This is a genomic window from Pseudomonas sp. P39-UII1 (assembly GCF_039672635.1).
Classification (GTDB): Bacteria; Pseudomonadota; Gammaproteobacteria; order Pseudomonadales; family Pseudomonadaceae; genus Aquipseudomonas.
Window position 1 is genome coordinate 56,736 of record NZ_JBDFPP010000016.1, and the last position, 26,191, is coordinate 82,926.

The following is a 26,191-nucleotide window of genomic DNA, read 5'->3' on the forward strand; positions in this document are numbered from 1 at the left end:
ATCCGTCTGCCAACATTGACCGCGCTGATGACGGGGAATGGGGATCGCCGCGTCTACTCCAGTTCAGCGCGCTCCAATGGCTATCTGCAGAAACTAGGCTTGTGCATGCCGTTAGTTGACAGGCGCCACCAGCCTGTAACCAACACCCGCCTCGGTAATGATGAACCGCGGTGCCGTAGGGTCATCCCCCAGCTTCTGCCGCAGATGCCCCACCACAATGCGCAGGTAATGGGTGTCCTCCACATGCGTCGGCCCCCAGATATCCTTCAGCAGTTGCTGCTGGGTTATCACCCGCCCCGGGTGCCCGGCCAGCTGCGCCAGCAGCGCGTACTCCTTGCGGGTCAACGCCACCTCTACGCCATCCAGGGTCACCTTGCGAAACGCAAGGTCCACAGTCAACGGCCCGAAACTTGCCGCCACCTCGCCCCCTCCAGCCTGCGGTACCTGGCGCAACAGCGCACGCACACGGGCCAGAAATTCCTGGATGCCGAACGGCTTGGTCACATAGTCGTTGGCGCCACCATCCAGCGCATCGACCTTCTGCACTTCGCTGGCACGCACCGACAGCACCATCACCGGCACTGCACTCCACTCGCGCAATTCGCGCAGCACCTGCTGCCCGTCCATGTCGGGCAGGCCGAGGTCGAGCACCACCAGGTCAGGCTTGGCCAGCGCGGCCTGGGCCAGGCCTTCGCTGCCGGTGGCGGCTTCGAGCACCTTGTAACCCTGGGAGGCCAGGCTGATGCGCAGGAACTTGCGGATCTGCGGTTCGTCATCGATGACCAGGAGGGTGGCGGACTGGCTCATGGGGCTTCGCTTTCGGCTTCAGGTTGTTGAGGCAGCGGCAAGCATAGTGTGATGCAGGTGCCGTGGCCATCGATGCCTTCGCTGACCAGAATCTGCCCGCCATGGGCGCCGATCATGCCCTGGCAGATCGCCAGGCCCAGGCCGGTACCTTGCCCGCCACGGTCGCCGCGGGCGGCGGTGTAGAACATGTCGAAAATCTTCTCGCGCTCTGCCACGGGGATGCCAGGGCCCTGGTCACTGACGGCGAAACACAGGTGTTCGTCGTGCACCGAAACCACCAGGTCCAGGCGACCTTGGGCCGGCGAAAAGCGCGCGGCGTTTTCCAGCACGTTGACCAGCGCCTGCTCGATTAACGCTGCGTGGACGAACAGCAGTGGCAGTTCGGCAGGGACATCGGTGTGCACGCGCAGTGGCGCCAGCACCACGCGCAGGCGGTTGAGGGCGCTGCCGACGATATCGGCGGGCGCCACCCAGTCGCGGGCAAGCTTGAGGCCGCCGTGGCCGAGGCGGGTCATGTCGAGCAGGTTCTGGATGTAGCGATCGAGGCGTTCGGCTTCGTTGCGGGTGCCTTCCAGCAGCTCGCGGCGGTCCTCGACGGGGATGGCCTCGCCCAGCGCCAGCAGGCTGTCGATGCTGCCACGCATGGCAGTCAGCGGGGTGCGCAGGTCGTGGGAGACCGAAGCCAGCAAGGCGCTGCGCAGTTGTTCGGTTTCGCCGTGCAGGCGGGCCGCTTCCAGCTGCTCGGCCAGGCGTGCGCGTGCCAAAGCCTGGGCCAGGGGCTGGCCAAGCGCCATGAGCAAGCGGCGGCGCTGAGCACTGAGCGGCTCGCCGGACCGTGACCGCACGCCAAGCAAGGCCAGGGGATGCTCATCGACCGCCAACGGCCACCACCACCAGCGGCCGTTGGGCAGTGTGTCGCTGCCGTGGCCGGCGGCCTGGCCGTGTTGCCAGGCCCATTCGGCGGCGGCACGTTCGTTGTCGCTCAAACCATGCGCCTCGCCACTGGCCAGCTGCAGCAAGCCTTCCGGGTTGCGTTCGAGCAGGCAGACCTGCACGTCCTGCCAGCCATCGAGGTGCTGGCCCGCAGCGTTGAACACGGCCTGGCGGTCGGCGGCGACGGTCAGGCGGCGCGACAGGTCGAGCAGTTGATTGGTCTGTGCCTGGGTTTCGCGCAGGGCCTGCAGCTGGCGGCGCTGGCGCGCGGCGAGGTTGCCGGTGAGCGCGGCCATCAGCAGGAAGAAGACCAGGGTCAGCACATCTTCTTCACGCTGGATGCTGAAGGAAAAGTTTGGCGGAATGAACAGGAAGTCGTAGGTCAGGAACGACAGTGCGGCGCAGGCCAGCGCCGGGCCCAGGCTGCTGCGCACCGCGACCAGCAGCACTGCAGCAAGGAACACCAGGGAGATGTTGGGCAGCGCCAACACGCTGGACACCGCCCACGACAAGCCTGCCGCCAGCGCGGTAGCGACCAGCGCCAGCACGTAGTGGCGCCACACCCATACCCGTTGCACGGCAGCACTCGCAGGCGCCGGCTGGTTATCCCGGTCGAGGACGTTGATTTCCAGGCCATGGTTCTCGCGTAGCAGCCGCGCGGCGACGCCTGCGCCGAACAGGCGGCGACGCAGGCGATCACGCGACTGCCCCACCAGCACCAGGCTGGCACGGCGCTCGCCAGCATGCTGGATCAGCGTGCGCGCCACTTCACCCGCACGCAGCAGCACCACTTCCCCGCCCAGGCGCTCGGCCAACTGCTGGGCGGCCTGCAGGCGCTGGCGGGCGGTTTCGTCACGCAGCCGGCCGTTGTCGACATGCACCAGGCTCCAGGGCAAATGCCGACGCTGCGCGACGCGGCTGGCGTGGCGCACCAGGCGTTCGGCCTGGTCGTCGCCATCCACGCCCACCAGCAAGCGCCCACGCAGGGCCGGTGCCTCCTGGCCGCGCTGACGATAGCCGTGGGCCAGGTCGGCGTCGACCTGGGCGGCGGCGGTCTGCATCGCCAGCTCGCGCAGTGCGGTCAGGTTGGTCTGGGAAAAATACGCATCGATCGCCGCCCGCGCCTGCTCAGGCACGTACACCTTGCCCTCGCGCAGGCGTTCGAGCAGCTCGCGCGGCGGCAGGTCGATCAGCACCAGCTCGAAGGCTTCCTGCAATACCCAGTCCGGCAAGGTTTCGCGCACCTGCACGCCGGTGATGTCGCGGACCTTGTCGTTGAGGCTTTCCAGGTGCTGGACGTTGACCGTGGTATACACGTCGATGCCGGCGGCGAGCAGTTCCTGCACGTCCTGCCAGCGCTTGGCGTGACGGCTGCCCGGCGCGTTGGTGTGGGCCAGCTCGTCGACCAACGCCAACGAAGGCGTTGCCTTGAGCAGCCCATCGAGGTCCATTTCTTCGAGGGTGACGCCACGGTAGTCGCTGCGCAGCAGCGGTTGCTGAAGCAGGCCGGCGAGCAGCGATTCGGTTTCCGCGCGGCCGTGGGTTTCGACCACCCCCGCCAGTACCTGCACGCCCTGGCGTTGCTGGGCATGGGCGGCCTGGAGCATGGCGTAGGTCTTGCCTACACCGGGGGCGGCGCCGAGGAATACCTTGAGCCTGCCACGGCCTTCGCGCGGGAGGTTGGCCAACAGCGCGTCTGCGCGGGCTGCGTCACTCATGTTTCATCCTTCGAAATGGCGGCGATCGACAAGGGTTGGGCCTGCTTCGCAGGCCAATCGCCGGCAAGCCGGCTCCTACAGGGAGCTCACAGCGAGCGGTGCAATAGCTGTGGGAGCAGGCTTACTGCCCCAGCTTCTCCAAGGCCTGGTTCAGCGCCAGCACATTGACCACAGGCGGGCCGATCAATGGGTGGAGGGTGGCCTCTTCGAGCAAGGCTTGCAAGCGCTCGGCCGGTAGCTTGCGCGCTGCCGCCACGCGCGCAATCTGATAGGCCACAGCTTCAGGCGGCAAATGCGGGTCCAGGCCACTGCCAGAGGTGGTCAGCAGGGCCTGCGGCACTGGCCCCTGCTCAGCCTGATACAGCTTCGCAGCATCACTGCCTACCCGCTCGGCCAACGCCGGGTTGCTCGGCGACAGGTTGCTCGCACTGCTGGCCACGGTGGCATAAGCCCCCGCCGATGGCCGCGAGTGGAACCAGCCATCGCCTTGGAAATCCTGGGCGATCAGCGCAGAGCCGCGCACCTGGCCCTGGTCATCGCGCACCAGGCTGCCATTGGCCTGTTCAGGGAACGCCACCTGGGCAATACCGGTCACCGCCAGCGGATACAGCGCGCCGGTGACCACCGTCATCAGCAGGATCAGGCTCAGCGCCGGGCGTACATAAGTGTTCATGATGGCCTCCTCAGACCAGGTGCAGAGCGTTGAGCAGCAGGTCGATCAGCTTGATCCCGGCAAACGGCACGATGATGCCGCCCAGGCCGTAGATCAGCAGGTTGCGCCGCAGCAGGTGGGCAGCGCTGGCGGCCTGCACGCGCACACCGCGCAGGGCCAGGGGGATCAGCGCGATGATGATCAGTGCGTTGAACACGATGGCCGAAAGGATCGCACTCTGCGGGCTGGCCAGGTGCATCAGGTTGAGCACGCCCAGTTGTGGGTAGATGGCGGCAAACAGCGCCGGCAGGATAGCGAAGTACTTGGCCACGTCGTTGGCAATGGAAAAGGTGGTCAGCGCGCCACGGGTAACCAACAGCTCCTTGCCGACCTGCACCACATCCAGCAGCTTGGTCGGGTCGCTGTCCAGGTCGACCATGTTGGCTGCCTCGCGCGCCGCCTGGGTGCCGTCGTTCATGGCCATGCCCACGTCGGCCTGGGCCAGTGCCGGGGCGTCGTTGGCACCGTCGCCGCACATCGCCACCAGGCGACCGTCGTTCTGTTCCTGGCGGATGCGCGCCAGCTTCTTCTCGGGCGTGGCCTCGGCCAGCACATCATCCACCCCGGCCTCGGCGGCAATGGCGGCGGCGGTCAGCGGGTTGTCGCCAGTCACCATCACCGTGCGGATGCCCAGCTTGCGCAGTTCGGCGAAACGTTCGCGGATGCCCGGCTTGACCACGTCCTTGAGGTGGATCACGCCCAGCAGACGCTTGTCCACACATACCAGCAGCGGCGTGCCACCGCTTTGGGCGATGCGCTCGATTTCGCGGGCCAGCGCGGCCGGCATCTCCAGGCGTTGCATGCCGACGAAGGCCAGAACCGCATCCACAGCCCCTTTGCGGTAACGGTGTTGCTGCAAGTCGATGCCCGACAGGCGCGTTTCGGCGCTGAAGGCAATGGCCTCGAACTGCCCGGCTGCCGGCTCGACGAAGTCGTGCAACTGGCGCAGGTACTCGACGATCGACTTGCCTTCGGCAGTGTCATCGGCCAGCGAAGCGAGCAAGGCGCCCTCGCCCAGCTCCTTGGCGGTTACGCCCGTGGCGGCATGCAAGGCGCTGCAGCGGCGGTTGCCGAAGGTGATGGTGCCGGTCTTGTCGAGCATCAGCGTATGCACATCACCGGCCGCCTCCACCGCACGGCCCGAGCGGGCAATCACATTCAGGCGCACCAGGCGGTCCATGCCGGCGATGCCGATGGCCGAGAGCAGGCCGCCGATGGTGGTGGGGATCAGCGTCACCAGCAGCGCCGCGAGGAAGATCAACGGCAGGCTGCCACCGGCAAAGTGGGCGAACGGCTGCAGGGTCACCACTACCACCAGGAAGATCAGGGTCAGGCCGATCAGCAGGATATCCAGCGCGATTTCATTGGGGGTCTTCTGCCGTTTCGCGCCTTCGACCAAGGCGATCATGCGGTCCAGTGTCGATTCGCCCGGGTTACTGGTGATGCGGATCAGCAACCAGTCGGATACCAGCCGGGTGTTGCCGGTAACGGCAGAGCGGTCACCGCCGGACTCGCGGATCACCGGTGCGGACTCGCCGGTGATGGCCGCCTCGTTGACGGCAGCGATGCCTTCGAGCACCTCGCCGTCACCGGGGATCATGTCGCCGGCGACGACACGGACCACGTCATCCTTGCGCAGCTGGGTTGCGCTGACGGTTTCAAAGGTACCGTCGTGCTTGCGACGCTGGGCAGTCAGGCCTTGGCTACCCGCCTTGAGGCTGTCGGCGCGTGCCTTGCCGCGGCCCTCGGCCAACGCTTCGGCGAAGTTGGCGAACAGCACGGTGAACCACAGCCACAGGGCAATCTGCACGGCAACGCCGGTACTGACACCACTGCCGGGTGCGAAGCACAGCACGGTGGTCAACACCGCGGTCAGGGCGACCACCAGCATCACCGGCGAGCGCTTGAGCTGCCGTGGGTCGAGCTTGACGAACGCCTGCACCAGCGCCGGGCGCCACAGCGCGCCAATGCGGGTCTGGTCCTTGGCGCTGCGCGGGGCATTCACTTCAGGAATGGGCATGTTCATGATCGGTCCTCAGAAACCCAGGCTCAGGTGTTCGGCGATTGGCCCAAGGGCCAGGGTCGGCAGGAAGGTCAGGCCGCCGACCAGCAGGATGGTCAGCAGCAGCAGGCCAGTGAACAACGGGCCATGCGTGGGGAAGCTGTTCAGCCCTTGTGGCGCGCTTTTCTTCGCCGCCAAGCTGCCAGCCAAGGCCAGAATTGGCAGGATGTAGCCGAAGCGGCCGATCAGCATGGCCAGGCCGATCATCACGTTGTGGAACACCGTGTTGGCGCCGAACCCGGCGAACGCCGAACCGTTGTTGGCGGTGCCGGAGGTGTAGGCGTAGAGCAACTGGCTGAAGCCATGGGCGCCAGGGTTGCTGACCGCCCCAGCGGGGCCCGGCAGGCTGGCGGCAATGGCGCCCAGCACCAGCACACCGACCGGCATTACCAGCAGTGTCGCAACCAGCAACTGCACTTCCCGCGCCTGCAGTTTCTTGCCAAGGTATTCCGGCGTGCGGCCAATCATCAGGCCCGCCAGGAACACCGCAATCAGTACGAACAGCAGCATCCCGTACAGCCCCGCGCCGACACCGCCGAAGATCACCTCACCCACCATCATGTTGACCATCGCAACCATGCCGGTCAGCGGGTTGAGGCTGTCGTGCATGGCGTTGACCGAGCCGTTGGACGCTGCGGTGGTGGTCACCGTCCACAACACCGAACCGGTGGTGCCGAAGCGGCTCTCCTTGCCTTCCATCGGCGCGCTTTGCTGCACCTGCGCACTTTCCAGTGCCGGGTTCGGCTGGTGCTCCGACCACAGCGCAGTCGCACCGCCAATCAGGAACAGGCCGAGCATGCAGGCCAGGATCGCGCGGCTCTGACGCAGGTCCTTGACGTAGTGGCCAAAGGTAAACACCAAGGCGACCGGAATCAGGATGATCGCGGCCACTTCGAACAGGTTGCTCCAGGCCGTAGGGTTCTCGAACGGGTGCGCCGAGTTGACGCCGAAGAAGCCGCCACCGTTGGTGCCCAACTGCTTGATCGCGATCTGGCTGGCGGCAGGGCCCAGCGGGATGGTCTGGTCGGCGCCTTGCAGGGTTATGGCGTGGGCGTAATCGGCGAAGGTCTGCGGCACGCCTTGCCACACCAGCAGCAGCGCCAGCAACAGGCACAGTGGCAGCAGGCCATAAAGGGTGGCACGGGTCATGTCGACCCAGAAGTTGCCCAGGCTGCTGGTGGAGCGCCGGGCGATGCCGCGGCACAGCGCGACCAGCACGGCCAGGCCGGTGGCGGCACTGACGAAGTTCTGCACGGTCATGCCGAGCATCTGGCTCAGGTAGCTGACCGACGCCTCACCGCTGTAGGCCTGCCAGTTGGTGTTGGTGACGAAGCTCACCGCCGTGTTGAAGGCCAGCGACCATTCCTGGCCGGGCAGGTGCTGCGGGTTGAGCGGCAGATGGCCTTGCAGCAGCAGCACGGCGAACAGCACCAGAAAGCCGGCGAGGTTGAAGGCCAGCAGAGCCAGGGTGTACTGCTTCCAGTTCTGCTCCTGCTCGGCGCGCACGCCAGCCAGCCGGTAGCAGCCCTGCTCCACCGGGCCAAGCAGTGGCGTCAGCCAGGTACGTTGGCCCTCCATCACCTTGTAATAGAACCGCCCGAGCCACGGTGCCGGTAGCAGCACAATGACGAAAAACGCCAACAGCAACGCGAAGTCATAACTGTGCATGGCCGCTCCCTAGCTGCGATCGGCGCGCAGCAGCGCCACCAGCAGGTAAACCGCCAATGCCACTGCCAAAAGCAGTGACAGCCCGTCGAGCATGTTCATGTGCAGATCTCCCCTGGGTGCGGCTTGGGCCGCTTTGGGGAGATTGTCCGAGGGAGGGGCGTAAAGAGGCGAGATCGAGGGGTGGGGATGGGAATAAAGAAAGCGTAAAAATCAGCGACTCATGGGTGGCTGTGCCGGCCCAATCGCTGGGCCGGTTCGCGCTTACCGCTGGGGCGTCTGTTGCCCGGCATTGCGGCTCCAGTCCAGCAGCAGGCTGTACCCCACCGCCAGCAAGGTCGGCCCTATGAACAGGCCGATGAAGCCAAAGGCGATCAAACCGCCGAACACCCCAAGCAGTACGATCACCAGCGGCAGGTTGCCCCCACGGCTGATCAGGTACGGTTTGAGCACGTTGTCCACGCCACTGATCACGAAGGTGCCCCAGATGCCCAGGAACACCGCCATGCCGTACTCACCCTTCCACACCAGCCAGCCCGTCGCGGGTATCCATGCCAGTGGCGGGCCCATGGGGATCAGGCTGAGCATGAAGGTCACCAGGCCCAGCACGATGGCGCCTGGCACACCGGCAATCAGGAAACCGATGAGGGCCAGCAGTGCCTGGGCGGCTGCAGTACCGATCACGCCGTTGACCACCCGTTGCACGGTGCCGGCCACCAGCTCCAGGTAGTACTCGGCGCGGTCCCCTACCAGGCGGTTGAGCAAGCGCAGGACGAACGCCGACAGGCGCGGGCCATCACGGTAGAAGAAGAACACGAAGACCAGGCTCAGGGTCAGCTCCAGCACGCCGCTGCCGATCTGTGCGCTGCGCGCCAGCAGCCAGTTGCCCACCTGGCCGAAGTAAGGCTTGGCCGAGGCGATCAGCGCCGCGCCCTGCTGGTCGAGGGATTGCCACCAGCGCACCAGGCGCTCGCCGACGAAGGGAATGCCACCCAGCCAGTCCGGCGCCTCGGGCAGGCCGTCCACTTGCACGTCACGCACAAAGGCCGTGGCATCGCGGATGTGGTCAGCCAGGTTGAACCCCAGCCACACCAGCGGCAAGGCCACGATCAGGATCCAGGCGGTGGTCAGCAGGCTTGCAGCGAGTGTTTCGCGCCCGCCCAGCGCCCGCGTCAGCAGGCGCATCAGCGGCCAGCTGGCAAAGGCCAGGATCGCCCCCCACAAAAGCGCCGATATGAACGGCGCCATCACCCACAGGGCAGCCCCGAGCAAGGCCAGCAGGACGATCTGTATCAGCAGGCGATCATTGTTGGCCATGGTGGCGCTCGTTCAACGGATCAATTCCAGGTGCAGGCCGTCGGTAGGCGCATTGCCGACCTCGAGTCGGTTGCTGCGTACGCCCGCCTTGACCAGTTGCTCGCGCCAGGCCTCGGCCTCGTTGCCGCTGAGGCTGGCGCGCAAGGTGCTGTCGAGGTTGAGGCTGCGGCCCAGCAACGCCACCCAGGCAGGTTGCGGCGTGGTCAGGTCAGGGTAGTCGAGCTTGCCGGTGTCGCGCATTTCGCGCAGCACCGTAGCTGCCGTGGGCAGCAGCTCACCGAGCGGGCTGCCGGCGACGAACTCTTCCACATGCAGGTAGGCACGGCGATTGCCGCGCGTGACGCTGTACAGCGCCACCAGGGTATCGGCCTCTTCGGCGGAGCGGCGCAGCAGGATGAACGCCTGCTGCTCGTCACCGCCATTGAGCCGTGCACTGGCGAACACATCATTGGCCCACAGGCTGGCTTCGCCGCAGTCGCGGCCCTGGCACCAGAACAACGGGTAGCCACCGTCGCGCTGCAGTTCCTCGCGGGCGCTGGTGAACGCTTCGCGGGCGGTGCGCTCCACCGGCAATTCATAGGTGACGGAACTGACCTGCCCGCGGCTCTCGACCTTGTCATCGACCCTCAAGCGGCCGCTGATCTTGCGCAGCGGCCCCATGGGGTAGATGCGTTCTTGCTCGACCACCGGCCGCTGGTCGACCACCTTGGCGTCCACGGGGACCGGCAGGTTGCCGGCCCACAGCAACGGGCTGGCGAACAGCAGGCTGGCGCAAACGGCGGTGCGCATGGCAACGGGCGCGCTCATCGGCGGCCCAGACGGCGACCGGCGCCGAAGTGAAGCTCCAGAATGTCTGGCAGTTGCATGGTTGTCTCCCTTTCAACCCGCCAAGCCTCGACACTTGTCCGATGCAAGTCAAGCAAAGCCAAAGAAGCGATTGATACAGTCTGCGACAAGGGCCGCGCCCTGTTCATCGTTCAGGTGCAGGTGATGCCCACCGGGCAGCACCGTCTGTTCAAAGGTTAGCTGCTGCAGCAGCTCGGTGTGACGTGCCAGCATGCCATCGGCGGCCACCACCAGGCAGGCCGGGCAACTCACCCGGTGCACATGGGCCATGGCCTGGGCCTGGCTCAGGCGCACAGGCGATGGCAAGGTCAGGCGGCTGTCGCTGCGCCAGCTGTAGCCGCCGGGCACCGGCATCAGTCCGCGCTGGGCGAGCAGCTCGGCGGCGTCACGGCTGACCGCAACCATGCCTTTCATACGCGCCTGCACGCCCTCCTCCAGCGTCTTGTAAACCGACTTGCGCTTGCCATCCAGGCGCAGCTGCGCCTGCAGCGCCAGCCCCAGGCGTTCCCCGGCATCCGCCTCGGCGCCGGTCGGTGGGATGACGCCGTCGATCAGCACCAGGTGGCTGACCCGCTCCGGCAAGGCGCCGGCCAGTTGCACCGAGATGATCGCCCCCAGCGAATGCCCGAGCAGGGCAAACCGTTGCCAGCCCAGTTGCTCGGCAACCCGCAGCACATCGTGGGCATAGTCGGCCAGCGCATAGCCAGCCCCCGGCGGGCGGTGTTCGGAGTAACCATGCCCGGCCAGATCCAGGGCGACGATACGCAGGCCTTTCAGTTGCGGCGCCAGGCGGGCGAAGCTGTTGGCATTGTCCAGCCAGCCGTGCAGGGCGATCGTCGGCAGCCCCTGCTCGGGGCCGAACAAGTGCGCCGCCAGTTCGATATGGCCGAGGCTGAGGCGAATTTCCTCGACATGCGCGCTCATGCCTGGCTCCAGCGGTCGAACAGGCCTTTGATCAGGCTGGCGGTGTCGGTTGGCCGTTCCAGCGGGAACATGTGCCCGCCTGGCACGCTGTGATACTCGCCACGTGGCATGGCGCGCACGGCCAGCGTGTGATGGCGCCGGATAACATTGCTGCGGTCACCCCGCACCATCGCCAGCGGCACCGCGAGCTGGCGTGCCGGTGCCGGGCTGGCGTGGGGGATGCTGCGGTAGATGCTGATTTCGGTAGCCGGGTCGAAACGCAGACGCAGGCCTTGCTCTGCGTTTTCGAGGCCATGTTCCAGGTACGCCTCAAGGCATTCGGGGTCAAAATGCCGGAACAGGCTTTTGCTGGCGAAGTAGTCACGCGCGCTGTCGCGGTCGGCGAACGCTTCGCGCCGGCCAAGGGTGCGGCCTGCCGGGGTAATGCGGTCGATGAAGCCGAAACGCTTGGCAGTGCGCAGTAACCATTGGTCGGCACGGGTCAGCACCGGCGAATCGAGCATTACCACCCCTCGGTAGTATTCAGGGCAACGCAGCGCCGCATGCAGGTGCAGCACGCCCCCTAGCGAGTGCCCGACGCCCCAGACCGGTTGGCCCTGACGGGCCAGGTGGTGCAACAGTTCGTCGACCAGGCTCTGCCAGTTGTCGTTGACCGGAAATCGCGGGTCGTGGGCGTGCAGGGGCAGGTGCTGCACCTGATAGTCCGGTGCCAGGGCCGCGAACAGCTTGCCGTAGGTGGCAGACGGGAAACCGTTGGCATGGGCGAAGAAGATCTGCTGCGACATGGCGCCTGGTCCGGAGCGGGGATGATGGCCCATTGTCGGCATCGCGCTGATGCTCGGCAACATCTGTAAAGGTCAACGCCAAGGGCAATCAGGTCATGCGCTGCTGTCAAAGCTCGCCAGGGAACGTTGCAGGCAGGCTTGCATGTAGGCCACCTGACTCTCCAGAACCTCTCGGGCAAGGCGCTGGTCCTGGTAGTCGAGCTCCAGCCGCCGCAACGCCAGGCAACTGGTCTGCACCAGATGGGAGACGCGCAGGCAGGCGTCCTGCAGCTTGCGTAAATCGTCTTCACCTTGCTGATGGCGGGTATCGCTCTGCTGGCCTCTGCGGCGCAGCTTGCCCATTAAATGGTAAAGCTTGGCATCGGCCGATTCGCGCAGCAGGCTGTACTGGGCAAAATCCAGCACAACGCCGCGCTGCACGCTTTCAACCGTTGACTGCAGGTCCAACGAACGCAACAACTCTGGCATCAGACCACTCATTCCACCACTCCATGCCACACTGATTCGCTTGTGCTCCAGAACCAACGCTAACAATGGATCCAATCTACCGGCAACTGGCAAAACTGCCAGTTGCCGCAGTCAGTCAGGTGAATTAAGCGCGCGAAGCGTCATCAGGCCCGCCAGCGGCCAATCGCCTTCGAGTTCTGCCAGGCTCGCCGTGCTCATAGGCGCCGGCTGCTGAAGGTGCCCGTGCTCGAGCATGCCGACCAGCGAGCCCACCAGCGGCTGATGGCTGACCAGCAGCACATGCTCAAGGCCCAGGCGCTCGATTTCAGCGATGGCCTGCTGGACGCTGCTCTCCGGCGTCAGCCAGGGCACGGTACGCACGGGTTCAGCAAACCCCAGGGTGTCATGCACCAGGGCTGCCGTCTGCTGCGCCCGCACGTAGGGGCTGGCGATGATGGCCTGCAGCGGTTGGCCGAGCAGATGCGCCGCACTGCGCAGTACCTGTTCACGGCCATGGGCCGTCAGGCGCCGCTCGGCATCGGTATTGGCCCGTGGCTCAGCCTCGCCGTGGCGTAGCACCCACAGCTTCACAGCTTGGGCTCCTCGTCGCGCACCGGGTGTGGGGCTGGGGCCACGGCATGTGGCGCTTCACCTTCCGGGGCACGTGGGGCAGGCCAGTCGGAAAACGGCCAGGGTTTGTTGTCGGTGTGGAAGGTGCCGAAGCGTCCGATCTGCGCAAGGTACTGGCTGAGGCTGTCGCCAAAGTTCATCAGGCTGGCGCTCGGCGCACCGTAAATCAGCCGGTAGATGAGCTGCACCAGCACCAGGCCGCCCAGCAGCAGTTCCGCCAGTTGCCAGACCACCAGGAACACCAGCATCCACACCACGCGCAGGATGATCGACTCGCGCTGGGCGCGCTCGGGGGTATCGTTCATGTATCGCTCCTTGCTCTGATCAAAGACGCTAAAGGCTCATTCGGGACGCTGGTGGCTCAATTGAAACCGCTGGTGGAAATGAAGTCGACATCGGTCTTGGGTTCGGCACGCATCAGGCGCTCAATCACCTGGTTCAGCGTGCGCCCTTCGAAGAGGATGGCATGCAGGCCGGCCACCAGCGGCATGTATACCTGTACTTCCTCCGCCTTGGCCTTGAGCACCTTGAGGGTATTGACCCCTTCTGCCACCTCGCCCAGGCGACTGACCGCCTGCTCCAGGGTCAGCCCCTGGCCTAGGGCGTGGCCGACCTGGTAATTGCGGCTCTTGGGCGAGGAGCAGGTAACGATCAGGTCGCCTACGCCGGCCAGGCCAAGGAAGGTCATGGGGTTGGCGCCCTGGCTCACGGCGAAGCGGGTCATCTCGGCCAGTGCGCGCGTGATCAGCATGCTCTTGGTGTTCTCGCCCATGCCCAGCGCCACGGCCATGCCGGCGATGATTGCGTAGACGTTCTTCAACGCGCCACCCAGCTCGACGCCGAAACGGTCGTTGCTGGCGTAGACCCGGAAGGTGCTGCCATGCAGCACGGCCTGCACACGTTCGCAGAGCGCTTCGTCCTCGCTGGCGACCACCGTGGCGGTCAGTGCATGTTCGGCGATCTCGCGGGCCAGGTTCGGCCCGGACAGCACGCCGATACGCGCTTGCGGGGCAATCTCTTCAAGAATCTGGCTCATCAACTTGAAGCTCTGCGCTTCGATGCCCTTGGTCAGGCTGACCAGGCATTTGCCACTCAGCAACTCGGCATGCGGCGCCAGCACGCTGCGCAGGGCACTCGATGGCAGCGCGACGAAAACCAGGTCGCTGGACTGCAAGGTGGCCAGCAGGTCGTTGACCGGCTCGACGCCATCATGCAGCCGGATACCCTTGAGGTAGCGCGGGTTCTCGCGATTGACGCGCATGGCTTCGGCCTGCACGGGGTCGCGCATCCATTGGCGCACCGGCACACCGTTTTGCGCCAGCAGGTTCGCCACGGCGGTGCCGAAGCTACCGCCTCCCAGAACTGCAACAGGTTGCTGTTGAGTCATATTCAATCCGTTAGAGCCATTAATGAAGTGGCGACGGGGGCATTATACGGTGCGCAGGCGACAGAGCCAGTGGCAGTGCCCGTGAAGCGGTCGGCACTCATGCCGCAGATCACTGGCAAAACCCCCACGGTCAGTTAACATGCCTGTTTCAACCCTGATACAAGGCCGTATCGTGTTCCCTGGCACGCCTCCCTACCCTCGCCTGTTGCTGCTGACCGCCTTGCTCGGTGGCCAGGCTTTTGCCGACGACCTGTTCATCGACAACGCCGACCTGCCGCAGGTTCTGACCGCCACGCGCCTGAAACAATCCCCGGCCGCCGTGCCGGGCAGCATGACCGTGCTCGACAGCGAGCTGATTCGTGCCAGCGGCGCCCGTGATATTCCCGAGCTGCTGCGCCTGGTGCCAGGCATGATGATCGGCTACGGCGCCGGCAACCAGCCGACGGTCAACTACCACGGCACCAGCGTCAACGAAGCCCGGCGCATGCAGGTGCTGATCGACGGCCGATCGGTGTACCGCGCGGGACTGGCCACGGTCGACTGGAGCGATATCCCGGTAGCGCTCGAGGATATCGAGCGCATCGAGGTGTTCCGCGGCCCCAACACCGTCAGCTACGGCGCCAACGCGCTGATGGCGGTGGTCAACATCCTCACCCGCAACCCGGCCGACAGCCACGGCACGCGCATGAAGCTGACCCGCGGCCAGAACGGCATCGACGACTACTACCTCAGCCAGGGCCTGGGCTGGGACGGCGGCGACCTGCGCCTGTCGGTATCGGGCCAGAAGGATGACGGCTTCGATGAAAACCAGTTCGGCCAGGATTACCGCGACAGCCGCCGGCTCAACCGCTTCAACCTCAGCGTCAGCCACACCCTGGCGCCGAACCAGACGCTGGAATGGCAGTTGGCGGCCAAGGAAGGCAGCAACCAGCGGCCCTACACCTATCAGCCGGTGTTCCCCTTCGTGACCGAAAGCGGCGACAACGCAGACGTCAACGCCAAGGATTATGCAGGCTCGGTGCGCTGGAACATCGATTTCAACCCCGATCACAGCCTGTACGTGCAGGGCTCGGCCCAGCACTTCGACCGCCAGCAGGTCTGGCGCGCGTGCGACGCGGCACTGTCGTTCAGCCCGGAGTTGACCCGGCTGTGGCAACTGAACCCGAATTTCGCCGAACAGGTCGCCCGCGGGGCCAACAACCCGCCCAGCAGCAGCAACCCTGAAGAACAGGCGCTGGTCGACGCCATCAAAAACCAGTGGAACAACCAGGGTGGCAGCAATGTGGTGTGCGGCGATGTCGACCAAAGCACCCGCGAAACCCGCTACGACCTGGAAATCCAGGACACCCTGAGCCTGACCGACAGCCTGCGCCTGCTCAGCGGCATGAACTACCGCTATGATCGCGCCGACTCGCAGACTTACTTCGACGGCAGCCTGGACGATCAGACCTGGCGCCTGTTCGGCCAGCTGGAGTGGCGCGCCGACGAGCACTGGATCGTGCAGGGCGGCGCGATGTTCGAAGACTCGCAGCTGTCCGGCAGCTCGTTGACCCCGCGCATGGCGGTCAACTACCTGATCACGCCACGCCACGGCTTGCGCGCGGTGTACTCCGAAGCCGTGCGCTCGCCGGACATGTTCGAGAACAACGTCAACTGGAGCTACACGGTCAAGAACCTCACACCCACCGCATTCGGCCAGCAGCACGGCGAATATTTCGTCAAGACGCGCGGGCCGGGCGACCTCGACCAGGAACGCATGCGCTCGCGCGAGCTGGGCTACAACGGGCAGTTCAGCGACATCGACCTGAACATGGATGTGAAGCTGTTCTACGACGAGATCACCGGAATGATCAGCGAACCCTTGAAGAACAACCAGTACATCGCCAGCAACGCCAACAAGGCCCGCTTCAGCGGCAGCGAGGCGCAGCTGGACTGGCGCCCCACCCGGCGTGACCGCCTGCGCTTCACCTACGCCTACGTCGACGCCTGGGCCAGCAACCCCGTCGACAGCGCCAACACGGCCCGCAACAGTGGCTCGGCCGGCTGGATGCGCGAATGGGGCCAAGGCTGGTCGAGCGCGCTGTTCTATTACGGCGACGCTACGCTCAACCAGTACCGCTACGAGCGCCTCGACCTGCGCGTAGCCAAACGCTTGCGCATCCAGGGCAGCAACCTGGAGCTCGCCGCGTTGTGGCAGCAGCGCCTGGACGACGAGCCGATTACCACGGCCCAGAACCGTTACGACAGCCGACACCGCCTGAGTGTCAGCGCGGAGCTGGAGTTCTGATGGCCCGACTGCTGCGCCTGCTGCTGTTCTGCTTGTTGCCACTGGGTTCGCTGTCTGCCAGCGAAATCCTGCTGGTCGGCGGCGAGGACCAGCCCGGCATCCGCAGCTTTGCCGCAGCGCTCGAAAGCCGCCGCAGCCATGACCAGGTGCGGTTTCAGACCGTCGCCGAACTGCCCCGCCCCGGCCTGCTCAAGGCAGATACACGCCTGGTGCTGCTGGACAGCGCCGCGCTGGACTGGCGCCTGGGCGAAACTGCCGGCCCACCGGCACTGGCCATGCGCATCAGCCGCGTGCAGGCCGAGCAACGCCTGGGAAAGTCGCGCCCGGCCTTCCTGACCTTGCTGTGGAGTGACGCGCCACTGGCCCGGCAACTGCGCCTGGCCCGCTACCTGCTGCCCCAGGCCCAGCGCATCGGCGTGCTGTACGGCGAGCATAGCCATTTTCTGCTCGATGAACTGCGCCAGGCGGCGCGCCCGCTGGGGCTGGAGGTCGTGGCCCAGGACTGGCCGGACCAGCGCGACAGCCGCCCGCTGCAGCATGTGCTGGGCAACAGCGACGTGCTGCTGGGGCTCGACGACCCCGACCTGTACAACTCCAAGACCGCCAAGAACCTGCTGCTCAGCAGTTATGGCCGGCAGATGGCGCTGATCGGCCCGAACGCCGGTTTCGTCCGCGCTGGCGCACTGGCCAGCACCTACAGCGACCAGGATGACTGGCTGGCGGTCCTCGACCAACTGCTCGACCATCCGCCGACACGCTGGCCCCGCAGCCTTTACCCGGCACGCTTCGGCGTCAGCGGCAACCAGCAGGTGGCCCGCGCCCTGGGCCTTGAACCGATCGATCCGAACGCCACCGCCAAGGCCCTGGCCGAAGGAGAACACACCCCATGAGCAAACGCCTGAGCTGGGACATCCATACCCGCACCCAGATCATCAGCCTGGGCCCCGCGCTGCTGCTGACCTTGCTGCTCATCAGTTTCTTCACCTTCGTGCGCATCCAGGACTTGCGCCAGGAGCTCAACCACACCGGGCAACTGATCGCCAACCAGCTGGCCCCAGCGTCCGAATACGGCGTCATCTCGGGCAATAATGAAGTGCTCGAAGGCTTGATGCGCGCCACGTTGAGCATCCCCCATGTGCGCTTCCTGGAGGTGCAGGACAGCCGCAACCACATCCTGGTGTACGTCGAGCAGTCCGACGAAAGTGCCAACCGGGCTCAGCGCGTGGAAGTATTCCAGGCGCCGATCCGCCTGCAGCAGATCCGCCTGGACAACGACTTCCTGCAGCAGGGCAAGGCCCCGCAGCCAGCGATCGGCGACGACTACCTGGGGCGGGTGATCGTCGGCATGTCGGACGACGCCTTCAGCCAGCGCCAGCAGGAGATCGTGATCAAGGCCGGCATCCTGGCGCTGTTCGCGCTACTGTTCACCTTCCTTCTCGCCCGCCGCCTGGCCATGAGCCTGGCCAAGCCCATCAGTGACATGGGCCACGCGGTCAAGGCCATCCAGCAAGGTGAATACAACACGCCGCTGCCGGTGGTCGACGACAGCGAACTGGGCCACCTGGCGCACCACATCAACAACCTGGCCAACGCCCTCGAACAGGCCAGCACGGAACAGAAGCAAGCCATTGCCCAGTTGATCCAGGCCCGTGAAGAGGCCGAACAGGCCAACGGCGCCAAGTCCGAATTCCTGGCGATGATGAGCCACGAGCTGCGCACGCCCATGAATGGCGTGCTGGGCATGCTGCAACTGCTGGAAACCACCCCGCTGACCAGCGAACAGGCCGAGTACACGGCGGTGGCAAGCGAATCCACCGGGCACCTGCTGAAGGTGATCAACGACATCCTCGATTTCTCGCGGATCGAACGCACCACACTGCAGCTGGAACACATCGATTTCAACCTGGGCGAGCTGATCGCCAGCAGCGTGCAGTCGTTCCAGCACAGCGCCCAGCAGCGCGGCTTGCACCTGCACCTGCAGTTACCCGACGACAACGGGCCGTTGCAGGTGGTGGGCGACCCCACCCGCATCCGCCAGATCCTCCTCAACCTGGTCGGCAACGCCTTGAAGTTCACCGAACGTGGCCAGGTCCAGGTGGAGGCCCGCTGGCAGGTACTCGACCGCCAGACGCTCTGGTTCACCTGCAGCGTGCGCGACACCGGCATCGGCATCGACAGCGAGCGCCTGGAGATGATGTTCGTTGCGTTCCAGCAAGCTGACAGTTCGATTTCGCGGCGCTATGGCGGCACCGGCCTGGGTTTGTCCATCGCCCGCACCCTGGCGGAACGCATGGGCGGCAAGCTGCGTGGCGAAAGCCGCGAAGGGCTGGGCTCGACGTTCACCCTGGAGATGCCGCTGGCACTGGCCACCGCCACGCCTGCAGCACTGCCAGGCGCAGCGGTGACCCATGGGCAGCTCGCGCAAGGCGGACGCATCCTGCTGGTCGAGGACAACCCGGTCAATCAGAGCGTCATCGAGGCCATGCTGCGTAGCCTGGGCCTTGAGGTCAGCGTGGCTCACGACGGCATTCAGGCGGTAGAACAGGTCAGCCAGCATCGGTTTGCCGCCATCCTGATGGACTGCCGGCTGCCACAGGTGGATGGCTATGAAGCCACCCGGCGCATCCGCCTGCTGCCCAATGGCGGCCTGCTACCGATCATCGCCTTGACCGCCAATGCCTTGCAGGGCGATCGTGAACGCTGCATCGACGCTGGCATGAACGATTACCTGAGCAAACCCTTCCGCCGCACCGAACTGCAGCGGGTATTGCAACGCTGGTTACCCGGCCAGACAGCCGCGACTGGCGATAAATGCTAAAGTGCGGCAGTCTTAAGTACTGGACAGGACCTTCTTCGGCCCTGAAAATAGACGTTTCAGTGCACACCTGTACTTCTTTCGCCAGGTGCGCTGTGACTTTCACCACAACGCAATAGTCTACCTGTAGGCTGCCGCTCGGAGAGATGCCGGGTTGGCCGGGAAGATTCATCCCCTGCCACAGGGGGTTATTGAGGAGCTCGCATGACCAAACAACACGCCTTTACTCGGGAAGACCTGCTGCGCTGCAGTCGCGGTGAGCTGTTCGGCCCAGGTAATGCGCAACTGCCCGCGCCGAACATGCTGATGGTCGATCGCATCACCCATATCAGCGAAGAAGGCGGCAAGTACGGCAAAGGTGAATTGGTCGCCGAGCTGGATATCACCCCGGACCTGTGGTTCTTCGCCTGCCACTTCGAAGGCGACCCGGTAATGCCGGGCTGCCTGGGCCTCGATGCCATGTGGCAATTGGTCGGTTTCTTCCTCGGCTGGCAAGGCCTGCCAGGCCGTGGCCGCGCCCTGGGTTCGGGTGAAGTGAAATTCTTTGGCCAGGTGTTGCCTACCGCCAAGAAAGTCACCTACAACATTCACATCAAGCGCGTCCTGAAGGGCAAGCTGAACATGGCCATCGCCGATGGCTCGGTCAGCGTTGACGGCCGCGAGATCTACACGGCCGAAGCCCTGCGGGTCGGCGTGTTCACCTCCACTGACAATTTCTAAGGGTTATTCGCATGCGCCGCGTCGTTATCACTGGTCTGGGCATCGTATCGTGCCTGGGCAATGACAAAGCTACCGTCACCGAAAACCTGCGTAACAGCCGTCCGGGTATCCGTTTCAACCCGGAATACAAGGAAATGGGGCTGCGCAGCCAGGTTTCCGGGTCCATCGACCTCAACCTCGAAGAACTGATCGACCGCAAGGTCTACCGCTTCGTCGGCCACGCTGCGGCGTACGCCTACCTGGCGATGCAGGACGCGATCAAGGACGCTGGCCTGACCGAAGAGCAGGTTTCCAACCCGCGTACCGGCCTGGTGGCTGGCTCCGGCGGCGCCTCGACCCTGAACCAGATGGAAGCGCTGGACACCCTGCGCGAGAAAGGCGTCAAGCGTGTCGGCCCTTACCGCGTCACCCGCACCATGGGCAGCACCGTTTCGGCATGCCTGGCTACCCCGTTCAAGATCAAGGGCCTGAACTACTCGATCTCGTCGGCGTGCGCCACCTCGGCCCACTGCATCGGCACCGCACTGGAGCAGATCCAGTGGGGCAAGCAAGACATCGTCTTCGCCGGTGGCGGTGAAGAAGAGCACTGGAGCCAGTCGTTCCTGTTCGATGCCATGGGCGCCCTGTCGACCAAGCGCAACGACACCCCGGAGCTGGCCTCGCGCGCCTACGACGCCGACCGTGATGGCTTCGTCATCGCTGGCGGCGGCGGCATGGTCGTGGTCGAGGAACTGGAGCACGCCCTGGCCCGTGGCGCCAAGATCTACGCCGAAATCGTCGGCTACGGCGCCACTTCCGACGGCTACGACATGGTCGCGCCAAGCGGCGAAGGTGCCATCCGCTGCATGCAGCAGGCGATGTCCACCGTCGACACCCCGATCGACTACCTGAACACCCACGGCACCTCGACCCCGGTCGGTGACGTTGCCGAGATCAAGGGTGTTCGTGCAGTGTTCGGCGACAAAGCGCCGAAGATCAGCTCGACCAAGAGCCTGTCGGGCCACTCGCTGGGCGCCGCTGGCGTGCACGAGGCGATCTACTGCCTGCTGATGATGGAAAACAACTTCATCGCCGGCTCCGCCAACATCGACGAGCTGGACCCGGAAGTTGCGGACCTGCCGATCGTGCGCAAAACCGAAGAAAACGCCAGGATCGATACGGTCATGAGCAACAGCTTCGGCTTCGGCGGCACCAACGCCACCCTGGTGCTCAAGCGCTGGGAAGGCAAGTAAGGCCTTGATGCTGTGACAAAAACGCCCCGACTGGTTCGGGGCGTTTTTTTTGCCTGTAGGTTGTGTACTGAGCTAGCGAGCCCTGGGCAACACCGCCAGGAAGTTGTCCCGCGCCACCTTCTTCGCCACCCCCTCCGGCAAAGCATCCAGAAACGGCTTGAAGCCGTGCATCTGCTCACCCACGCTACCGAATTTACCCACCACGTCGGACCCCAGCATGAAGCGCTCCGGGTACCGCTCGACCAACGCCAGCCACGCCTTGCGAGGCGCGCCCTGGTCATCCAGCAGATAGGGCTCCAGCACACTCCAGGACAGGTCGATATACAGGTTCGGGTAGTCCTCGAGCAAACGCGTCAGCACCGGCAGCAGAAAATCCATCTGCGTCTGATGCCGATGGATCTCCATGCTGGTGCCCGCATGTGCCCAGATGAACCGGGTATGCGGATGGTTGCGCAGCGGCTCTTCGATCTCGGCCAGGTACAGCGGGTTGCGCTCGCGCTTGGAGGTGATGTTCGAGTGCAGCAGCACCGGCATGTCGCGCTCGGCGGCCAGGTGATAGATGCGCGTCATCGCCTCGTTGTTGGCACGGGGCGTGTCACCGCTGGTCAAGGCCGTGAGGTCGTCGTGGCGGGTGAAGACTTCACCAATGCCTTGCCACAGCCCGGGATACAGATCGAGCATGCGCTCGATATGGCTGACCGCGTTCTTGTCGACCGGGTTGAAGCCCGTCAGGAACGGATGAAAGCGTTTACGCTGCGCTTCGGGCAATGTCTGCAGCGCTGCCGCCACGTAGGTGTCCGTGGCGCTGTACCAGTACGCATCGGCATCGTCACCGGCGTAGTAGCGCGGGCGCTTGGGCTCGTCTTCATGCCACTTCTTGGCCACCGGTACGCCGGAGATCATCGAGTGCTCGATACCGGCGTCATCCATCGCCTTGATCAGCGCAGGCATGCCCTCGGTCTCCTGGAAGAAGTCCACATAGTGCAGGTGGGCGTCGCTGTAACGGTAGTCACGCGCCTGTGCCGCCTGGCACAACCCTCCACATAACAGCAGGCAGGCCAGCGCTCTGGCGATCATGGGCAGCTTCCTTCTCCGGGTATGAGCAGAGTAGACCCGGCCGCGCAGCTGGCGGTTCAGCAATGCACCGCAAACAGCTATGCTGGGGGCACTTGCACCCCGCCTGGAGCCCAGCATGAGCAGCCCCCTGATCATCCGCCCGCGCGCCGAATCGGTCGAGGGCCAGCCGATCCTGCGCCCGCTGCCTTCGGCCCAGTGCCGCAGCGTCGGGCCGTTCGTGTTCTTCGACCATATGCTGGAAACCGACTACGCGCCGGGCCATGGCATGGACATCCGCCAACACCCGCATATCGGGCTGTCGACGCTGACCTACCTGTTCGAAGGGGCGATCCTGCACAAGGACAGCCTGGGCTCGAATCAGCGTGTATTGCCGGGCGATGTCAGCTGGATGACGGCCGGCAGCGGCGTGGCGCATGTCGAGCGCACACCGGCGGATGCGCTGGCGCACGGTTCGCGCTTGCATGGGCTGCAGGTGTGGCTGGCGTCGCCCCGCTCGCTTGAGCAAGGCGTACCGAGTTATAGCCATCACCCCGCAGCCAGCCTGCCGGTGAGCGATACCTTGGGCGTGCGTATCTGCATGATAGCCGGCAGCGGTTTCTGCCTGGAGTCACCGGTGCCTGTGCTCTCCCCTACCCTGTATGCGCACGTACGGATGCAGCCGGCAACGACGCTGCTGATACCGACTGACCACGCGCAGCGGGCGCTTTACCTGCTGGATGGCGAGTTGCTGCTGGGCGATCAGGACGTAGAGCCTTGCAGCCTGGTGGTGCTGCCCGAGGGCGAAGACATGACGCTGTATGCGCAGGGCGAGTGCCAGCTGGTGCTGATTGGCGGGGAGCCGCTGGACGGGCCGCGGCGGATGAACTGGAATTTCGTGGCCAGTGACCCGGAACTGATCGAGCAAGCCAGAGCCCGCTGGGCTTCGGGGGATTGGCCGCGGGTACCTGGGGAAACCTCAAGGATCGAGTTACCACGGTGATTTTGGGGCTGCTCTGCAGCCCATCGCCGGCAAGCCAGCTCCTACAAAGAGCGGCCTACGCAGTACTGTGGGGCTGGCTTGCCGGCGATGGGGCGCAAAGCGCCCCCTGCCATATCAGCGCTGGAACACTTCAGTCAGCAGGTTGTGCATCGAGCGGAAGGCCCGCTCCGAAGTGCGACGGTCATACTGCATCTTGCCCGGTACATTGGCATTCGGGTCGGTAAACGAGTGCACCGCCCCGCCGTAGCTCAGCAACTGCCAGTCCACCTTGGCCGCATTCATCTCCTCCTCGAACGCCGGCAACTGCTCCTTCGGCACCAGTGGGTCCGACGCGCCGTGCAATACCAGCACCGAGCCCTTGATGTGCTTGGCATCTTCCGGGTTCGGGGTATCCAGCGTGCCATGGAACGACACCGCAGCCTTCAGGTCGGCGCCAGTACGGGCCAGCTCCAGGGCGCAGCAACCGCCAAAGCAGAAGCCGAACGTTGCCACCTTGCCCGGCTCCAGCAGTGCCTTCGACTGCGCCAGCAGCTGCTCCAGCGCCCCCTTCATGCGCTTGCGCAGCTCGCTGCGGTCATTCTTCAACGGCATCATCGCCGCCCCCGCCTCGTCGGCATTGGACGGGCGCACCGATTGCCCATACAGGTCGGCAATCAGCACCACGTATCCCTTCTCGGCCACTTCCTTGGCAATGCGCTCGGCACCTTCGCCAATACCCATCCAGTTCGGCGCCATGACAAGCCCCGGGCGCCCCAGCGCGCCGGGCTCGTACACCAGGCGGCTTTCATACGTCTTGCCAGACAGGTGATAAACCAGCGATTCGACGATTACCTTGCTCATCAAGCACTCCTTAAGGCTTCACCATGAAAAAAGCCCGCCGAAGCGGGCTTTCCTTTGCATCAACTCAAGCAGACAGCTCGACCAGCAGCTTGTTCAGGCGACGAACGTAAGCCGCCGGGTCCTTCAGGCTATCACCGGCCGCCAGCGCCGCCTGATCGAACAGGATGTGCGACAGCTCGGCGAAGCGGTCTTCGCTTTGCTCGTTGTCGAGCTTCTCGATCAGCGGGTGGGTCGGGTTGAATTCGAAGATCGGCTTGGAGTCCGGCACCTTCTGCCCGCTGGCTTCGAGGATCTGGCGCATCTGCAGGCCCAGGTCCTGCTCGCCGATGGCGAGGATCGCCGGCGAGTCGGTCAGGCGGTGGGACACACGCACTTCAGCGACGCTGTCACCCAGCGCACCTTTCAGGCGCTCGACCAGGCCTTCCTTGTCCTTGGCGACTTCTTCCTGGGCCTTCTTGTCTTCTTCGGAGTCCAACTTGCCCAGGTCCAGGTCGCCGCGGGCGACATCGACGAAGGCCTTGCCGTCGAACTCGTTGAGGTAGCTCATCAGCCACTCGTCGATACGGTCGGTCAGCAGCAGCACTTCGATGCCTTTCTTGCGGAAGACTTCCAGGTGCGGGCTGTTCTTGACCTGCGCGTACGACTCGCCGGTGAGGAAGTAGATCTTGTCCTGGCCTTCTTTGGCGCGGGCCAGGTAATCCGCCAAGGCAACGCTCTGCTCGCCGCTGTCGTCGTGGGTGGAGGCGAAGCGAAGCAGGCCGGCAATCTTCTCTTTGTTGGCAAAGTCTTCGGCTGGGCCTTCCTTCAGCACCTGGCCGAAGTTTTTCCAGAAGCCCTTGTATTGTTCAGGCTCGTTCTTCGCCAGTTTATCCAGCATGTCCAGCACGCGCTTGGTCAGCGCGGTCTTCATCGAGTCGATGATCGGGTCTTTCTGCAGGATCTCGCGGGAAACGTTCAGCGACAGGTCGTTGGAGTCGACCACACCTTTGATGAAACGCAGGTACAGCGGCAGGAACGATTCGGCCTGGTCCATGATGAACACGCGCTGCACGTAAAGCTTCAGGCCGCGCGGTGCTTCGCGCTGGTACAGGTCGAACGGAGCGCGGGCCGGCACGTACAGCAGCGAGTTGTACTCAAGCTTGCCTTCGACCTTGTTGTGGCTCCAGGCCAGCGGGTTTTCGAAGTCATGGCCGATGTGCTTGTAGAACTCCTGGTATTCCTCGTCCTTGATCTCGGTACGCGGACGAGTCCACAGGGCGCTGGCGCGATTGACGGTTTCCCATTCTTCGGCTGGCTGTTCTTCGCCTTCGGCGGCAGCCTGCTCCTTGGGCAGCTGAATGGGCAGGGCGATGTGGTCGGAGTATTTCTTGACCACATTGCGCAGGCGCCAGCCATCGGCGAACTCCAGCTCGTCCTTCTTCAGGTGCAGGACGATGCGCGTGCCGCGCTGTGGTTTTTCGACCGTGGACACCTCGAAGTCACCCTCGCCTTTCGACGACCAGTGCACGCCCTCGGCAGCCGGTTGGCCGGCGCGGCGGCTGAACACATCGACCTTGTCGGCAACGATGAAGGCCGAGTAGAAGCCCACGCCGAACTGGCCGATCAGGTGCGAGTCCTTCTTCTGGTCACCGGTGAGGTTCTTCATGAAGTCGGCAGTGCCAGACTTGGCGATGGTGCCCAGGTGTGCGATCACGTCTTCACGGCTCATGCCGATGCCGTTGTCCTCGAGGGTCACGGTACCGGCGTCCTTGTCGAAGCTCACGCGGATCTTCAGGTCGCTGTCGCCTTCGAACAGCTCCGGCTTGGCCAGGGCTTCGAAACGCAGCTTGTCGACGGCGTCGGAAGCGTTGGAAATCAGCTCACGCAGGAAGATTTCCTTGTTCGAGTACAAGGAATGAATCATGAGGTGCAGCAGCTGCTTTACCTCGGTCTGGAAGCCCAGGGTTTCTTTTTGTGTTTCCACACTCATGGTCTTCAAAACTCCGATCTGATGGCAGTGGGCGCCGGG

Annotated in this window: 23 protein-coding genes; 6 read left to right on the forward strand and 17 right to left on the reverse strand. The window is 64.7% G+C overall.

Translation table 11 applies throughout. The features are described 5' to 3' along the window. Positions 1-111: 111 nt before the first annotated feature. The 14 genes from ABEH27_RS19375 to ABEH27_RS19440 form a co-directional block, all read right to left on the reverse strand. Positions 112-807, reverse strand: coding sequence for a response regulator (locus ABEH27_RS19375; RefSeq protein ID WP_346615114.1), 696 nt, complete (start codon positions 805-807; stop codon positions 112-114). Next, positions 804-3,458, reverse strand: a complete 2,655-nt coding sequence (locus ABEH27_RS19380; RefSeq protein WP_346615115.1) for a sensor histidine kinase KdpD — start codon at positions 3,456-3,458, stop codon at positions 804-806. The genes ABEH27_RS19375 and ABEH27_RS19380 overlap by 4 nt, the downstream gene beginning before the upstream one ends. A gap of 121 nt (positions 3,459-3,579) precedes the next feature. Then, the gene (gene kdpC, locus ABEH27_RS19385) at positions 3,580-4,131 is read right to left on the reverse strand and encodes a potassium-transporting ATPase subunit KdpC (protein ID WP_346615116.1); all 552 of its coding nucleotides are present in this window, start codon (positions 4,129-4,131) and stop codon (positions 3,580-3,582) included. A 10-nt stretch (positions 4,132-4,141) separates the two neighbouring features. Further along, positions 4,142-6,196, reverse strand: a complete 2,055-nt coding sequence (gene kdpB / locus ABEH27_RS19390; protein WP_346615117.1) for a potassium-transporting ATPase subunit KdpB — start codon at positions 6,194-6,196, stop codon at positions 4,142-4,144. Between the two features lie 9 nt (positions 6,197-6,205). Then, on the reverse strand, positions 6,206-7,900 hold the full coding sequence (kdpA, locus tag ABEH27_RS19395) for a potassium-transporting ATPase subunit KdpA (protein WP_346615118.1): 1,695 nt from the start codon (positions 7,898-7,900) through the stop codon (positions 6,206-6,208). Between the two features lie 9 nt (positions 7,901-7,909). Beyond that, positions 7,910-7,999 carry a K(+)-transporting ATPase subunit F gene (kdpF, locus tag ABEH27_RS19400; protein ID WP_082422724.1) on the reverse strand — a complete coding sequence of 30 codons (90 nt, stop codon included), beginning with the start codon at positions 7,997-7,999 and terminating at the stop codon, positions 7,910-7,912. Between the two features lie 162 nt (positions 8,000-8,161). Continuing rightward, positions 8,162-9,214, reverse strand: a complete 1,053-nt coding sequence (locus ABEH27_RS19405) for an AI-2E family transporter (RefSeq protein ID WP_346615119.1) — start codon at positions 9,212-9,214, stop codon at positions 8,162-8,164. A gap of 12 nt (positions 9,215-9,226) precedes the next feature. Next, positions 9,227-10,021 (reverse strand): DUF4892 domain-containing protein, encoded by a 795-nt coding sequence (locus ABEH27_RS19410; protein ID WP_346615120.1) that lies wholly within the window; start codon positions 10,019-10,021, stop codon positions 9,227-9,229. A gap of 108 nt (positions 10,022-10,129) precedes the next feature. Continuing rightward, on the reverse strand, positions 10,130-10,984 hold the full coding sequence (locus ABEH27_RS19415; RefSeq protein ID WP_346615121.1) for an alpha/beta hydrolase: 855 nt from the start codon (positions 10,982-10,984) through the stop codon (positions 10,130-10,132). Further along, on the reverse strand, positions 10,981-11,769 hold the full coding sequence (locus tag ABEH27_RS19420) for an alpha/beta hydrolase (protein ID WP_346615122.1): 789 nt from the start codon (positions 11,767-11,769) through the stop codon (positions 10,981-10,983). The genes ABEH27_RS19415 and ABEH27_RS19420 overlap by 4 nt, the downstream gene beginning before the upstream one ends. Before the next feature lie 93 nt (positions 11,770-11,862). Continuing rightward, on the reverse strand, positions 11,863-12,237 hold the full coding sequence (locus ABEH27_RS19425; protein ID WP_346615146.1) for a hypothetical protein: 375 nt from the start codon (positions 12,235-12,237) through the stop codon (positions 11,863-11,865). A 111-nt stretch (positions 12,238-12,348) separates the two neighbouring features. Continuing rightward, entirely contained in the window at positions 12,349-12,807 is a 459-nt protein-coding gene (sixA, locus tag ABEH27_RS19430; protein ID WP_346615123.1) for a phosphohistidine phosphatase SixA, read from the reverse strand. Next, complete coding sequence (locus ABEH27_RS19435; protein ID WP_346615124.1) at positions 12,804-13,151, reverse strand: DUF4389 domain-containing protein; 348 nt, start codon at positions 13,149-13,151, stop codon at positions 12,804-12,806. The genes sixA and ABEH27_RS19435 overlap by 4 nt, the downstream gene beginning before the upstream one ends. Before the next feature lie 56 nt (positions 13,152-13,207). Then, positions 13,208-14,233 (reverse strand): NAD(P)H-dependent glycerol-3-phosphate dehydrogenase, encoded by a 1,026-nt coding sequence (locus tag ABEH27_RS19440; RefSeq protein ID WP_346615125.1) that lies wholly within the window; start codon positions 14,231-14,233, stop codon positions 13,208-13,210. Positions 14,234-14,372: 139 nt separating this feature from the next. Between ABEH27_RS19440 and ABEH27_RS19445 the strand changes: the two genes are divergently transcribed. From ABEH27_RS19445 to fabB, 5 genes are all read left to right on the forward strand, one after another. Next, positions 14,373-16,520, forward strand: a complete 2,148-nt coding sequence (locus ABEH27_RS19445) for a TonB-dependent receptor (RefSeq protein WP_346615126.1) — start codon at positions 14,373-14,375, stop codon at positions 16,518-16,520. Beyond that, the gene (locus ABEH27_RS19450; RefSeq protein ID WP_346615127.1) at positions 16,520-17,410 is read left to right on the forward strand and encodes an ABC transporter substrate-binding protein; all 891 of its coding nucleotides are present in this window, start codon (positions 16,520-16,522) and stop codon (positions 17,408-17,410) included. Before ABEH27_RS19445 ends, ABEH27_RS19450 begins: the two co-directional genes overlap by 1 nt. After that, positions 17,407-19,338 (forward strand): ATP-binding protein, encoded by a 1,932-nt coding sequence (locus tag ABEH27_RS19455; RefSeq protein ID WP_346615128.1) that lies wholly within the window; start codon positions 17,407-17,409, stop codon positions 19,336-19,338. The genes ABEH27_RS19450 and ABEH27_RS19455 overlap by 4 nt, the downstream gene beginning before the upstream one ends. 201 nt (positions 19,339-19,539) lie before the next feature. After that, entirely contained in the window at positions 19,540-20,055 is a 516-nt protein-coding gene (gene fabA / locus ABEH27_RS19460; RefSeq protein ID WP_012315334.1) for a 3-hydroxyacyl-[acyl-carrier-protein] dehydratase FabA, read from the forward strand. 11 nt (positions 20,056-20,066) lie between these two features. After that, positions 20,067-21,287 carry a beta-ketoacyl-ACP synthase I gene (fabB, locus tag ABEH27_RS19465; RefSeq protein WP_346615129.1) on the forward strand — a complete coding sequence of 407 codons (1,221 nt, stop codon included), beginning with the start codon at positions 20,067-20,069 and terminating at the stop codon, positions 21,285-21,287. Between the two features lie 72 nt (positions 21,288-21,359). Here the strand turns inward: fabB and ABEH27_RS19470 are convergent, their stop codons facing one another. After that, positions 21,360-22,364: an amidohydrolase family protein gene (locus ABEH27_RS19470; protein WP_346615130.1), complete on the reverse strand. Its 1,005-nt coding sequence runs from the start codon at positions 22,362-22,364 to the stop codon at positions 21,360-21,362. Between the two features lie 115 nt (positions 22,365-22,479). Between ABEH27_RS19470 and ABEH27_RS19475 the strand changes: the two genes are divergently transcribed. Continuing rightward, positions 22,480-23,343, forward strand: coding sequence for a pirin family protein (locus ABEH27_RS19475; RefSeq protein WP_346615131.1), 864 nt, complete (start codon positions 22,480-22,482; stop codon positions 23,341-23,343). A gap of 114 nt (positions 23,344-23,457) precedes the next feature. On the opposite strand, the gene ABEH27_RS19480 is transcribed toward ABEH27_RS19475, so the two are convergent. Both ABEH27_RS19480 and htpG read right to left on the reverse strand, forming a co-directional pair. Beyond that, on the reverse strand, positions 23,458-24,183 hold the full coding sequence (locus ABEH27_RS19480) for a dienelactone hydrolase family protein (protein WP_346615132.1): 726 nt from the start codon (positions 24,181-24,183) through the stop codon (positions 23,458-23,460). A 64-nt stretch (positions 24,184-24,247) separates the two neighbouring features. Further along, the gene (htpG, locus tag ABEH27_RS19485; RefSeq protein ID WP_346615133.1) at positions 24,248-26,152 is read right to left on the reverse strand and encodes a molecular chaperone HtpG; all 1,905 of its coding nucleotides are present in this window, start codon (positions 26,150-26,152) and stop codon (positions 24,248-24,250) included. Between the last annotated feature and the right edge of the window lie 39 nt (positions 26,153-26,191).

Excerpts from the sequence above, each read along its gene's own strand:
- ABEH27_RS19375 (WP_346615114.1), bottom strand. The coding sequence starts at position 807 with ATGAGCCAGTCCGCCACCCTCCTGGTCATCGATGACGAACCGCAGATC.
- ABEH27_RS19380 (WP_346615115.1), bottom strand. The coding sequence starts at position 3,458 with ATGAGTGACGCAGCCCGCGCAGACGCGCTGTTGGCCAACCTCCCGCGC.
- kdpC (WP_346615116.1), bottom strand. The coding sequence starts at position 4,131 with ATGAACACTTATGTACGCCCGGCGCTGAGCCTGATCCTGCTGATGACG.
- kdpB (WP_346615117.1), bottom strand. The coding sequence starts at position 6,196 with ATGAACATGCCCATTCCTGAAGTGAATGCCCCGCGCAGCGCCAAGGAC.
- kdpA (WP_346615118.1), bottom strand. The coding sequence starts at position 7,900 with ATGCACAGTTATGACTTCGCGTTGCTGTTGGCGTTTTTCGTCATTGTG.
- kdpF (WP_082422724.1), bottom strand. The coding sequence starts at position 7,999 with ATGAACATGCTCGACGGGCTGTCACTGCTTTTGGCAGTGGCATTGGCG.
- ABEH27_RS19405 (WP_346615119.1), bottom strand. The coding sequence starts at position 9,214 with ATGGCCAACAATGATCGCCTGCTGATACAGATCGTCCTGCTGGCCTTG.
- ABEH27_RS19410 (WP_346615120.1), bottom strand. The coding sequence starts at position 10,021 with ATGAGCGCGCCCGTTGCCATGCGCACCGCCGTTTGCGCCAGCCTGCTG.
- ABEH27_RS19415 (WP_346615121.1), bottom strand. The coding sequence starts at position 10,984 with ATGAGCGCGCATGTCGAGGAAATTCGCCTCAGCCTCGGCCATATCGAA.
- ABEH27_RS19420 (WP_346615122.1), bottom strand. The coding sequence starts at position 11,769 with ATGTCGCAGCAGATCTTCTTCGCCCATGCCAACGGTTTCCCGTCTGCC.
- ABEH27_RS19425 (WP_346615146.1), bottom strand. The coding sequence starts at position 12,237 with ATGCCAGAGTTGTTGCGTTCGTTGGACCTGCAGTCAACGGTTGAAAGC.
- ABEH27_RS19435 (WP_346615124.1), bottom strand. The coding sequence starts at position 13,151 with ATGAACGATACCCCCGAGCGCGCCCAGCGCGAGTCGATCATCCTGCGC.
- ABEH27_RS19440 (WP_346615125.1), bottom strand. The coding sequence starts at position 14,233 with ATGACTCAACAGCAACCTGTTGCAGTTCTGGGAGGCGGTAGCTTCGGC.
- ABEH27_RS19445 (WP_346615126.1), top strand. The coding sequence starts at position 14,373 with ATGCCTGTTTCAACCCTGATACAAGGCCGTATCGTGTTCCCTGGCACG.
- ABEH27_RS19450 (WP_346615127.1), top strand. The coding sequence starts at position 16,520 with ATGGCCCGACTGCTGCGCCTGCTGCTGTTCTGCTTGTTGCCACTGGGT.
- ABEH27_RS19455 (WP_346615128.1), top strand. The coding sequence starts at position 17,407 with ATGAGCAAACGCCTGAGCTGGGACATCCATACCCGCACCCAGATCATC.
- fabA (WP_012315334.1), top strand. The coding sequence starts at position 19,540 with ATGACCAAACAACACGCCTTTACTCGGGAAGACCTGCTGCGCTGCAGT.
- fabB (WP_346615129.1), top strand. The coding sequence starts at position 20,067 with ATGCGCCGCGTCGTTATCACTGGTCTGGGCATCGTATCGTGCCTGGGC.
- ABEH27_RS19470 (WP_346615130.1), bottom strand. The coding sequence starts at position 22,364 with ATGATCGCCAGAGCGCTGGCCTGCCTGCTGTTATGTGGAGGGTTGTGC.
- ABEH27_RS19475 (WP_346615131.1), top strand. The coding sequence starts at position 22,480 with ATGAGCAGCCCCCTGATCATCCGCCCGCGCGCCGAATCGGTCGAGGGC.
- ABEH27_RS19480 (WP_346615132.1), bottom strand. The coding sequence starts at position 24,183 with ATGAGCAAGGTAATCGTCGAATCGCTGGTTTATCACCTGTCTGGCAAG.
- htpG (WP_346615133.1), bottom strand. The coding sequence starts at position 26,152 with ATGAGTGTGGAAACACAAAAAGAAACCCTGGGCTTCCAGACCGAGGTA.